The organism is Parabacteroides sp. Y3-G-102 (assembly GCF_023656845.1).
GTDB classification, from domain to species: Bacteria; Bacteroidota; Bacteroidia; order Bacteroidales; family Tannerellaceae; genus Parabacteroides; species Parabacteroides distasonis.
Genome location: NZ_JAMOKU010000035.1, coordinates 1 through 12314, shown reverse-complemented (window position 1 = coordinate 12314; position 12314 = coordinate 1). Strand labels below are relative to the sequence as shown.

At 42.7% G+C, this 12314-nt stretch carries 7 protein-coding genes; all 7 read right to left on the bottom strand.

What is annotated here, in order from left to right; genetic code table 11:
- Positions 1–27: 27 nt before the first annotated feature.
- A complete protein-coding gene (locus NBH16_RS16465; protein ID WP_250788882.1) occupies positions 28–1506 on the bottom strand; it encodes a TolB family protein in 1479 nt (492 codons plus the stop codon).
- Between the two features lie 7 nt (positions 1507–1513).
- Entirely contained in the window at positions 1514–2449 is a 936-nt protein-coding gene (locus tag NBH16_RS16460) for a DUF6057 family protein (protein WP_250788888.1), read from the bottom strand.
- A 59-nt stretch (positions 2450–2508) separates the two neighbouring features.
- Positions 2509–3222, bottom strand: coding sequence for a DUF6057 family protein (locus NBH16_RS16455; protein ID WP_250788881.1), 714 nt, complete (start codon positions 3220–3222; stop codon positions 2509–2511).
- Positions 3223–3294: 72 nt separating this feature from the next.
- Positions 3295–4761 carry a TolB family protein gene (locus NBH16_RS16450; protein ID WP_250788880.1) on the bottom strand — a complete coding sequence of 489 codons (1467 nt, stop codon included), beginning with the start codon at positions 4759–4761 and terminating at the stop codon, positions 3295–3297.
- 9 nt (positions 4762–4770) lie between these two features.
- Positions 4771–6516, bottom strand: a complete 1746-nt coding sequence (locus NBH16_RS16445) for a DUF6057 family protein (RefSeq protein WP_250788879.1) — start codon at positions 6514–6516, stop codon at positions 4771–4773.
- A gap of 232 nt (positions 6517–6748) precedes the next feature.
- A complete protein-coding gene (locus tag NBH16_RS16440) occupies positions 6749–8599 on the bottom strand; it encodes a RagB/SusD family nutrient uptake outer membrane protein (RefSeq protein ID WP_005867639.1) in 1851 nt (616 codons plus the stop codon).
- 66 nt (positions 8600–8665) lie between these two features.
- Positions 8666–12073 carry a SusC/RagA family TonB-linked outer membrane protein gene (locus tag NBH16_RS16435; protein ID WP_250788878.1) on the bottom strand — a complete coding sequence of 1136 codons (3408 nt, stop codon included), beginning with the start codon at positions 12071–12073 and terminating at the stop codon, positions 8666–8668.
- Between the last annotated feature and the right edge of the window lie 241 nt (positions 12074–12314).

The following is a 12314-nucleotide window of genomic DNA, read 5'->3' as shown; positions in this document are numbered from 1 at the left end:
TCCTTTCGCCCACCCTAGCTATTGTTCTTATTTTACTTGGATTCCTTTTGTATTTCTCATGGTTTCCATCACGGCATGCGTATCTACTTGGGCCTTTTCTTGTATAAACTCCGGGAGGTTGTAAGTCCACAACAGGTCTTTATAATATTTTACGGGATTTTTTTGCGGCAGGAGGAATGGTTTATGGGCCGTACCTTTATCATCGATATAGGTAAAGAACGGGCGTGTGTATAATCCATCCAACCTGCGACTGCTAAATACCAGCCAACGATTGTTGTGGCTCCATGAATGGTAGCTTTCTCCTTCGGCGCTGTTCGCCTCGCTCAGCGGGTACGTCTTTCCGTCGGATAGGCGGATCATATATAATTCAGCGTCTTTATGCCAAACCCCGAAACCGCCATATTCCTGTAGGGTAAAAGCCAGATATTTACCATCCGGTGAGATTCTAGGGAAGGATACGCTTTTGTGATTGGCCCGGCCATTGTATAAAGTATCTACTTGCTGGCCTAGGGTGCGGGTTTCCGGGTCAAAGTCGACACGGCATAGGCTGTAGGTCATTTGTCTGAAATTCTTAGAAATAGAATCTACGGCGGCGGTCGAACTGAAATAGAGGCTCTTCCCGTCGGGAGAGAACGCTGGGAATATTTGCCATGCGTCTTTGGAATTTAACGCTTCGCAAGAGAATACCTCGTTCTTCTTCACGTCGTAGATCACGATATCGGAGTTATGATCCAATACTTCCAGCGTATTGGGATTATTGATGAAGAAGTTTTGGTCGGTATCGCATACGGTGGCCGCCAGATAGTTACCATTCGGATGCCAATACATGTAGACAAAGTTTGAGACGGTCTCGGGAGTCTTGGTATTTAGCTTGGTGATTTTCTTTCCATCAATCAGTACGGAACCGGCGTGTTTGCCTCGCATATGGAAAATCATTTTATCCGGGTTCCCGGAGGAAAACGTGTGGCAGTTTACGCAGTTATAGTCGGTTAGGTTATTCTCATAAATCACGCTTTGGTCATAATTCTCCAAGTTTCGTTGATAGATACCCATCCTGTTCCACATATCATTACTCAAAGCTAATAACCGATAGGCTATATATTTATCAATGGAATCATTTACGATGTCCATATGAAAAGGCGTATAGGCATTCCATTCGCCCTGTATGCGTTTAGCGATGGTCAATTCTATTTGGTTTCCGGCATTCTCTTTCAATAAGGCTTTCCATCTCTTTTGTGGGATCTCAAAGGGCCCCTCATCGCTATAGACTTGGAGTTGAGTCTTTTCCCCTTTAATGATAAGGTAGTGCTCACTGCTATCGGCGATAGAGAAATTGAGCGGGGCGATGTTCACAGGGATGGTCACATCCTTGTAATCCGGATAAATGGCGATTTCCTTGTTTAGACTCTTGGCGATCTGTACGTCGTTTTTGGAGCATGAAACCATCAAGGCGATGAGAAAAAGGAAAAGATATCGGTTTGTATTTGTATAAGTCTGTCTTTCCATATGTGTTTTATTTAGAGAGTATCAAATAGTACCAGAAAGTAGGTTGATAGTCGGCTATTCCAGTCGCTACATTTTGTCGGGCATGCCTTAATCCCAATACACGTTGCTTGAATATCGAGAACTCGGACAGGATTTTATCGGTTACCCCATACTTGCGGCAATATTCCGGATCATGCTCCGCATAAGAGATCACGGCTTGTTGCAAGGGTTCGGGTAATATAGGGAGTACTTCCGTCCCACTGAATCTTTCAACAAACGTTTTTATAGCGGGCAGGTCTTTCGATAATAATAACGTACCGATCGTATAATCCAATGCGGCTTTATTCAGGGGATTCTCTTCCAATATAATCATCAGGTTATCAAACAATCCGATTATATTGGCGAAAAGGTCTTTGTCGCTGGATAGGCTTTTTCTTTTTGTACCTAATTCCGGGTCGCTCTCCACCGCTTGGTCATTATATAAGAACTTTCGTTGCGAGGAGGCCCATTCGTGATAGGCCCATGTCTTTTCCAATAATGATATAAACTTCTCGGCCGCGGGATACTGTCCGTATATCAAATGGGATTTTATTAATAATTTAGTCATGACGGGACTGCCGTATGTAATTCCTACCGAGGTACCAAAAGCGAAATTGTATGCCAAGGACGTGATTCCTACATGGTAGTATATCTGGCTGAACAGGAAACTTTCCTCTATATGCGCTTGGTACTTTGAGACCAAAGATTGTATTCCGCTTTGCGGGTATTTGAATAAATCAGTCTGCATGACACCCTTGTGGGATAAGGCAAGGTTTAAGCAATTCAGGTGTAAATAGTTATTATAGTTCAGATCGGTGGACGAGATTATGGCGTCCCATTGCTCGGTATCTATGTAATGAAACATTTGCATCAACGTATAGAAATCTTTATTCCTCTGTTGAAGAGCCGTTTGCGTATAATACATACCGGATAAGGCAAGTAATGCTACGGCTACTAAAGCTTTTAAATAGGTTTTTATGTGATCTAATAACGTGATAGGGAGAATAGAAGCATAACGAGTAACGCTACTTGCCAAGAGAAACCGTAGAATGGTTCCAGATCAATGAAATACTCTACGTAATCTTTCATCCAAAATACATAGTCATAATCGGGTTTACTGCCCCCTAGAACGCATAGAGAACCTACGATAAGCAGCAGGATCAAAGGGATGAAGCTTGCGTACCAGCGTTCGCTTTTTTGTAATATATCAAATAGTAAGATGCTAAGGGCGAATAATATAGCTACAGATCCCATCGTGTAAAACAATCCGGTCGCCAGCAAGCAACCGATTAAGGTACGGTACGTCCAATTAAATTTTCGTGCGCTGTAACTATATACGTTAAGCGCCAATGACCAAAACAACATGGCTATCAGTCCTTCATAATGATAGCTATCTTTCATTAGGTAAAGATATTGGAATAGGATGGGGAGAAAGGCCAAGGGCATAAGATATAATGCCGGATGTATCTTTCGTAAGGTCAGCCAGAATAACCAACCGGAGATTCCACCGATCAATGCCGTAGTTAGCGATCCGATAAGCGGGATCCTGAAAAACTGTATCAAGAATTGAGAGATAAAAGTCGCTAGCCCCCCTATCTGCTTAAGTATGCTGAATATATAGGTGGAATCGAATAGGAAAATCTGCTGCTGTTCCCGATAAAAAAGAGAGGCTCTTGCATGGTCTGCAAATGAAACCATAAGACGCCAGTCAATAGAATGAATGGAAGCGGTGGTAATATCTTCTTATATAAAGTACTCATGTGATTTATTCTATTTACGATAAGTTACGTCAATTCCTTTATCCTCTTTGGCTAGCGTGCTAAGCGCCCGGATCTTGGAGGATACTTTTCCGGTAATAAACTCGGGTATATTATAAGATTTCATGAAACGGTGATAGTAGTCTGTGTCTTTCTGAGGCAAAAGGAAGGGCTTAGACGCATTTCCTTCTTCATCTATATAAGCAAAATAAGGACGTGTGTATAACCCGTCTATTCTTCGACTGCTGAAGACGATCCAGCGGCTGTTGCTACTCCATGAGTGATAGCTCTCCGTATCCGTGCTATTGGCGTTTTGCAAGGAATGGGAGATTCCGCTCGCAATATTCAGTAGATACAGATCTGCGTCTTTATGCCAGATCGAGAAGTTACCGTAGCCGGACAGCGTATATAACAAGAATTTCCCGTCAGGGGAAACACGGGGAAAAGAGGCGCTCTTCCCATCTCTTCCGGCATTGTATAAGGTATCTATACGAGAGCCGAAACTCCGGGTTACGGGATCGAACGCTATGGAGCAAAGGCTATATTTTACTTCTGAATATTCATGCGGCATGGAACGTACCTCTGCCGAGCAGAAGTAAAGAGTCTTGCCATCGGGAGAGAATGTCGGGAAAGTCTCAAACGCTTTTGCTGTCCGAATGGAAGGCGTACTGATAATCTCATGCTTTTCCGTATCGTATACAACTACGTCGGATTGGCTGTCGAAGACCTCCACCCGGTTTTTGTCGTTGGCATGAAAGCTTTGGCTGGTCTGATTGACAGAGAAGGCTACGTATTTCCCCGATGGATGCCAAGAGGGATAGACCAAAGGCGAGAGCGTCTGATCGGTCTTCGTATTTAATTTCTCGATCTTATCTCCGTCGATCAGATAAGTGCCCGAATACTTATCCCTCATGTGGAACAGCATTTTTTCGGGGTTTTGCATACAAAAAGAATGGCAATTCATACAGTTTTGACCGCTGTATTTGTTTTCCATGATAGGGCTTTGCTTATAATCTTCCAGATTCCGTTGGTAAATACCCATTTGATTCCAAAGCTCGTATCCGGGTTCGATCAAGCGATAAGCCAGATATGAATCCATGGGTTCCGGAGCGACGAATAGTGAGAATTCCGGATAGGCGAGCCATTCTTTATCTTTGGCGTAGAGCTTTACTTGTATCGCTTTTCCTGTCGCGCTTTTCAACAATTTTCTCCAATCGGATGTGGGAAGATAGAACTGTCCCCCTTTTTCCTTGACTTGTATCTTTTCTTCTCCGAATTTAAGTAGGACGAAAGCTTCCGTATGCGGATTTTGTATCTTGAAATTTAAGGGTGCGATATTATAAGGGATCGTCACATCCGCATAATCGGGAAATAATACGGGTTTCTCCGAGGTCTCTTTGCTAACCGGGATAGTGTCCGAGCAGGATATTCCCAGTAGGATAAGGCATAAACCGATGATATATCGAATATTTCTTTTCATGGCTGTTGATCATTTTAACGTATAATAAGACCAATAAGTGTCTCCAAACGAGTTTCTTATAAGTTGAGGAAGCTGTGGGTTATTCCGATTCTGTACGACTAAGTTCCGATAACCGGCGAATTTGCGGATGACATTTTCTGATACGTTAAAACGCTTCCAGTAATCCACGTCTTTCTCAGCCAATAGGATAACGGCCTCTTGAAAGCTCACGGGAAGAGAGGGGAGTACCGGGGTTCCATAATACTTCTCTATCAACGTTTGGAAGGACTTCATGTCTTTAGAAAGCAGATAGATAGCCCCGGTGAATTGGATCGGGAGCTGATTCCCCGGGTCTTGTTCGGCACGGATAAGTAGATCATGCTCCAGTCCGTTGATACCGGATAGGTTACTTTCTTTCGGGAGAGTTTTTCGTTTAGGGCCTAATACCGGATCTGCTTCAACCGCTTTATCGTTATACAAGAACACTCTATGTTGCTTAGCCCAATTATGATAAGCATATGTTTTTTCTAAGATACTGATATATTTCTCGGCGATAGGATACGTTCCGTAAATCAAGTTTGTTTGAACAAGCCGTTGCAGGTTCCGGGGATTACCGGCGCCAATTACGGTGACATATCCTTCAAAAGCCATCTCCTGTGATAATGCGATTTCCCCTAACGTAAAATAAGCGTCGCTTAACAGGGTAGAGACCGTAAAGGTCTTGTTCCAAGAGGCGAGTAGTCCTTGAGGGCCGTGTTGATCAAAAGCGAACATCCGGTCTGCTAACTCCCCTTTTTCCGCAAGTGCCCTATTTAAGTAAGTTAAATATAAATAGTTTTTGATCGGCCCGTGACAATGCCGGATGATCTCGTCCCATTGTCCGGTACGGGCATAATAATCCAAGACCTTTAGAGGATAGGCTTTCTGGTCGTTATACCGTGGAATCGCTACCCAGCAAAGGAATAGGATTAGGATGGATTGAACGGTAAGCTCTATCCCTGTTTTTTTCTTTGATTTGTTTTTGCCTTTAGGATATACGAATGCCCCGATCAAGCTAAGCGGTAAACTGACCCATGCGAAATAGATGAGATTGGGAGCCGCCAGAATCGGGTGGTAAAAAGCGTCCGGTAAGAACGCGAAGCGATAGCTGGTGATGGTAGTTGACCAGACACTCCCGATCCCGATAAATAGGTATTCAATTAAAACCGCTAAAAAATAGATTCCATGTTTGGAACGGCTTACTGATTCCTTTAGAACCACACTGAATGAGAATAGCCCGGCGACCGGTCCTCCCATCCAAAAAAGTAGTGGGGTGATTATCAATGCGGCGGATAGCCGGTAGTGGAGATCTTTTATACGCATCCATGCGTTTAGGCTAAGCAAACAAAATAGGAATGCGATAGTGCCTTGTAATAAATAATTGAAGTCGTATTGAATCAATAATAAAGATAGAACCGGAAGTAAGTAAAGCAGGAAGAGTTCTTTATCCGGATTGATTTGCCGGATGATCGCTCTCATTGTCAATCCGATAGACGTAAGTATAGCTGCGGTAATAAAAGGCCCTGCATAAGGGGTAATAAAGAATTGTGTCAAGAATTCCCCGATAATCAAAGATAAACCTCCCGGATTGCTGATCTTATCCGCAAGATAATCTCCGGAAAACTGGAATAGTTGAAGCTGCTCAATATAGAAGAAATGAAACTTGCCGGTTATTTGCAAGAAACCCCCTAATAGGACAAACAGGATCAAACCGAGGAGTATTTGTTTATATCTCATGGCTAGAGTACACGTTTCATTTTGATTTAAAATCAAACAAAGATACGATTTTTATCGGAAATACCAATCTACACAAAACGAAGTTAACTTAATTGGCACATGGAGTTAACTTCGTTGGCAAAGTATGTTAACTTCGTGAGCAAAGTAAGTTAACTTACTTTTGGGGATTAAAAAAGCAAGCCGGACATATCACATGCCCGGCTGCTCTTTTTGAAACTGTTAACCCACTTGTTTATTTCCAGTTTTCGTTTTGAACTAATAAACCATTCATCAAACGTATTTCGTTGATTGGAATTGGAAGTGTAGTCCAATTAGGATTATAATACTTATTCTGGTATTTACCTAAATACTGAGATTCGTATTTGATGTAATTATTCAATTCTTCAGCAGCGATACCCCAGCGTACCAAATCATACCATCTATGACCTTCCATGGCCATCTCTATCTTACGTTCCCAGCGTAATGCTTGGGTGGCTTTCTCTTTCGTAGCGAATTGAGATTCTGGATATAGACCGATACGATAGTTTGCGGCGGCATTTGTATCTTGTTTACCATTAATCTTATCATCCAATACATAAGGAGAGGTTGTCTCTAGCATAGTTGTCGGATCTGCTGCTTTCACATATCCATTGGCTGCGCGGGCACGTACTTGATTTACATATTCACGTGCTCCTTGCGGATTACCTGTTTCAATCAAAGCTTCCGCATACCATAGCAATATATCTGCATATCGCGCTAAATGGAAGTTCTTGGCAGAAGAAGAAGTCTCTGTCGGAACGGATAAGCTTCCTTGATCAGCTTTCTTTGGCTGGTTCTTTTTATTTAGGTATGGACCACCGTTTGTGATTTCACGAATCCAACCGTCAATTGTTGTTGGGATAGACCAATCTAGGAATGGAGTATTGAAACGACCCGTGGAAACATCCAGACGTGGATCTGTGTAGACGGTCAAATCTGTATGAGGAATCGTATTCTCGTCAATTGTAGTCAGTGGCACATCCTTCTGATAAGAGCCATCCATTTTAGGCAAACCATTTGCGTCAACGATGTGAGAATTAACCAAATCGTAAGAAGGTTGATAAAATCCCCAACCACCGGTTCCTAAAGCACCACCGAAACCAATATGAGGTGCACCATTTGGAGCATTTGTATTAGTTTGCGTACCGGAGATTGCCATCTGGATATCGAATACAGACTCTCCTGTCCAGTCTGATACTCCTGCAGTATAAAGTTCCTCATAGGTATCAGCCAAGCGATACTTCGTACCATTGTTGTCTTTACCATTGGCCATGACTTCTTCCAATATGGTTTTTACTTCAGCCCAATGGTTTGAGTTTCCGTTCTTTCCGTTATATACGGAAGATTGGTACATTCTCGTTTTTGCCAAAAATGCGGCTGCGGCCCATTTGTTAACACGTCCCATTTCTGCTGGCCATGTATCAGGCAGGTTGTCATAAGCATATTGGAAATCTTCTGCGATCTTATCCCATATGTAAATATAATTTCCGCTCTCATCTACATTCGAAACTTGAGGGTTTACATTCGCTGCTACATCCTCATCATTTACATAAGGAACTGCGGCTCCAAATAGTTTGACAACTTCAAAATGCCAGAAGGCACGGAAGAAGCGTGCTTGAGCGATTGTCTCTGTAAAGTAGTCCTTGCTTTGTCCGGGAACAGCGGTTAATTCTGTCTCCACTTGCTTGGCTACATTAATCAAGTTGTTTGCGAAAAATACGCCATTATAACAGCTTTTCCACTTTACGCTTAAATAGCTGTTATCGGCAGCGAATGTATAAGTCTCCAAACTAGTAAAGTCTGGTTGGTCGGTAAAATTAGAGCCTTTATTGGCGCTACCTCCCATTACATCACCGTATGCATAATTCGTTAATGTACCTTCGAAATAGCTATCGTTGTGTAAGGTGGCATACATACCGGTTATCAATCGTGAAACACCCTCTTGATTAAGGAAGTCCGGTTCGCTCATCTTACCTACCGGTTCCACTTCCAAGAAATCGGAGCAAGAAGTCATGCTTCCTATTGCGGCGGCAGCAATTGCCGCATATATAAATAGTCTCTTCATCTTATTTGAAATTTATAGTTATAACTGTTTTTCTAGAGGATCATTACCATTATGAATTCTCTTTTGTTAGAAGGTTAAGTTTAGACCTATAATGAATTGGCGCGGCATACCGTAAGCACCGAAGTCGGTACCCATGTTACGGTCGTTAGAGATACCACCGTCTCTATCTGTACGAACCTGTGGATCCAAACCTGAGTAACCCGTAATCGTAAATACGTTGGCTACTTGACCATAAATACGGATCTTTTCAAATTTGATCTTATCTAAGATCTTTTTTGGAAGCGTGTATCCTAAAGTCAGTGTTTGCATACGTAAGAAAGAGCCATCTTCTATATAACCGGAGTTAGATTGGTTGGCAGCGATATCGCTCTCACCGCCGGTTGTAGCCCATAATGGATAGATACCATCTGGATTGGTTTGAGGATGCCAAGAATTATCGCGGCGATCTTTTGAGTAAGCCGATTGCAAAGAACCGAAATGCGTATAATATTTATACATTGCGAACAAATCGTTGCCTACGGAGAAGTATAGATAAGTACTCAAATCGAATCCTCTCCAGCCTAAGCTTAGATTAACACCTCCAGTCAAGTCCGGATGCGGATTACCGATAAATGTGCGATCGTTTGCGTCAATCTTTCCATTGTTGTCTACATCCTTGATTTTATACTGGCCTACAAAATCAGATGCGACCATTTGTTTTACGTCGCTTACACCATATGGCAATACAACACCACCAGCGTCGTTCTTGTAGTTATGTACGTCCTCTTCGCTCTTATAAATTCCATCTAACTGATAACCGTGGAACATACCGATGGCGTGCCCTTTCATCATTACATTCATGTTGGCGATACGAGTTCCTGTAAAGATACCGGCCTCTGTTCCGATCTCGGTCAGTTTATTTTTGTAGTGAGATAAGTTAACACCTACAGAGTAGTCGAACTCGCCGACTTTGTCCCTCCAGCTCAAGTTTAAATCTACACCATTGTTCTGCATATCACCGATATTAATGTTCGGCTTTGTCATATTACCCGCTAATGCGGACCAGTTTGCGTCGATTAACATATCAGAGGTCTTTTTGGTATACCAGTCGAAGTTCATGCTTAAGCGTTGATCTAGGGCTGTTACATCTAAACCTATATTTAACATCTTAGAAGTTTCCCATTTCGCTTCTATATCTCCTAGGTTCGTTACTCCGAAACCTTGGTATACTTCTGTATCGGAACCATTAATACTATATAAATATTTGTTACCCGTACCGTATTGGAACGCCCAGTTGTATGGGGCGATATTAGAGTTACCTGTTGTACCATAACCCGCACGGATCTTTAAGTCATCTAGCCAAGTACGGGTTTTCTCCATGAATTTCTCGTCAGACATACGCCAGCCTAAAGAGATAGAAGGGAACGTTCCCCAGCGATTCTTTTCGGAAAAACGTGAGGAAGCATCCCGACGGACAGTCACAGTTGCCAAATATTTGCCTTGATAAGAGTAGTCGGCACGTCCAAAGAAACCAAACATGGTTGTAGTATTGTTTCTTCTTCCGTCTGTACCCATATTAGCGGTAGAGCCATTTTCAATTGTCCATGTGTTTGGATTATCTTCATACGGATAGTCGATACGGTTGGCTTGTATCCAACGGCCTAACCCTTCACGGAGTGCCTCTGTACCTAACACAACGCCGATCGTATGATCTTCATTGATAGTCTTATTGTAAGTCACCGTATTAGTCCATTGATAGCCTAAGCGATAATCCGCACGTTCAGTGAAGCTATTGTTATTTGCTCCTTCCTTGTTAGTCATGATGGTACGTTTACTCATCCAATAGTCCCAGCTTCCCATCAATGTGGCACTGAACTGTGTGCGGAACTTCAAGTCTTCACCGATGGATTCCAACGGTTTTACTTCCGCGAAGATAGCGGACTGCGCACGTAAGAAACGACGGCGGTTGTCTTTTTCGTTGTTTACAGTTTGAACAGCGGTATTCGCACGTCCACCTTCCGGGGCCTGTGAACCGGCATAGTCGCCACCAATATTGTAAATAGGAACCCAAGGTTGGATAGAGAAGGTTTTACCAAAAGTGTTATCATCACCTTGACGACCACGTTCACCAGAGTTCTCGATTACTGCGATATTCGTGTTTTGTCCGATCGAGAAGTATTTATTCGGCATGAAATTGGTATTTACACGCAAAGAATAACGACGGAACCACGATTCTTTGATCGTACCTTCGCGGTTCATATAACCTAAGGAAGTTGCGTAAGTTGCTTTTTCTCCACCACCGGAAACAGATACTTGATGGTCTTGGACTTTTCCTGTTTGTACTACTTCGTCATACCAGTTTGTTCCTTTACGGGCTTCTTCTTCTGAATAACCATCTTCCAGCATTTGATAATATGCGGAACGGGACCAAGAGTTAGATCCATTATCTTTATAGGAAGCGACCCAACCGTCAATACTTCCGAACTGAGCGATCACTTGATCCTTAGATAACCCCGACGGTTTGATTGCGTATGGCATTGTCAAGTGACCGCTTCCGTCAGCGCCGATAGAACCGAACTGGGCATGGGTCGCTGTTTTACCGCGGAACTGAAGCAAGTTACGTTGACCTAATTCTTGGAATTCCATTGCTTCCCAAGCATCCATTAAATCGTAACCGCTATTAGCCATTTTAGCTACGCCGAAATAACCGTTGTAAGATACTTTTACACGATCATCCTTTTTACCCTGTTTCGTTGTGATAATGATAACACCATTTGCTCCTTTCGCACCGTAGATGGCAGAAGCGGCAGCATCCTTTAATATCTGCATAGACTCGATATCATTCGGATTCACTGCATCAATATCCACTCCGGAAACACCATCAACGATCACCAATGGATCGGAACCATTTACGGAGCCGACACCACGGATACGAATCGTTGTTTCACCCAACGGACCACCACCAGCCTGTACGAATACACCAGCAGCCTTACCTTGCAAAGCCTCTGCGAAGTTAGAAACAGGAGTCTCTTTCAACTCATCGGTAGCGACAACAGCCACAGCTCCGGTAATATCCTTCTTAGCCTGTGTGCTATAGCCTGTAACTACAACTTCGTCCAATGCCTGTGAGTCTTCAACCAGCGTGATCTTGATGTTCGTTTGATTGCTTTTCAAAATGACTTCTTGGGTAACGTATCCGATATACGATACTACTAGAACTGCGTTTGCAGGCACATTCTCAATAATAGCCCGTCCGTCCATATCGGAAATATTTCCGATAGTAGTCCCTTTTACGACTACGTTAGCTCCAACGATAGGACCAGATTTATCCACGATGTGGCAGTTAACCTGTCGTCCATCTTGCTGGACACTCATAAATCCCGTACTAGGTGTAGGATACAGATGATCCGTTTCTGTTGCGAAGGCCGTTCCGGCTCCGTACAGAAGAAAAGAAGCTCCTAAGACTAATGGCTTCCATGATACAACATTTCTCATACAAAATTAGAATTTAAGGTATAATAAAATAAAAAACACAAACTTTTAACAAAATGAATTCACTACTCTGCCATACCTCTAGGGTATGTTACATCTGTTTACATCTCAAAATAGGCAAACATCACTCTCTTCTTCTCAACTTCATTTGTGTAGCTTTTTCATTATCATGTCTTTAATGATAAAAGCCGCTTCTTGCTTTCTTTCATAATACTAAAAAAACGACTAGTCTAAACGATCGTTT

What these genes read in the sequence shown, in the direction of transcription:
- NBH16_RS16445 (WP_250788879.1), bottom strand. Translation starts at nt 6,516, where the DNA reads ATGAGATATAAACAAATACTCCTCGGTTTGATCCTGTTTGTCCTATTA.
- NBH16_RS16455 (WP_250788881.1), bottom strand. Translation starts at nt 3,222, where the DNA reads ATGGTTTCATTTGCAGACCATGCAAGAGCCTCTCTTTTTTATCGGGAA.
- NBH16_RS16465 (WP_250788882.1), bottom strand. Translation starts at nt 1,506, where the DNA reads ATGGAAAGACAGACTTATACAAATACAAACCGATATCTTTTCCTTTTT.
- NBH16_RS16450 (WP_250788880.1), bottom strand. Translation starts at nt 4,761, where the DNA reads ATGAAAAGAAATATTCGATATATCATCGGTTTATGCCTTATCCTACTG.
- NBH16_RS16440 (WP_005867639.1), bottom strand. Translation starts at nt 8,599, where the DNA reads ATGAAGAGACTATTTATATATGCGGCAATTGCTGCCGCCGCAATAGGA.
- NBH16_RS16460 (WP_250788888.1), bottom strand. Translation starts at nt 2,449, where the DNA reads ATGTATTATACGCAAACGGCTCTTCAACAGAGGAATAAAGATTTCTAT.
- NBH16_RS16435 (WP_250788878.1), bottom strand. Translation starts at nt 12,073, where the DNA reads ATGAGAAATGTTGTATCATGGAAGCCATTAGTCTTAGGAGCTTCTTTT.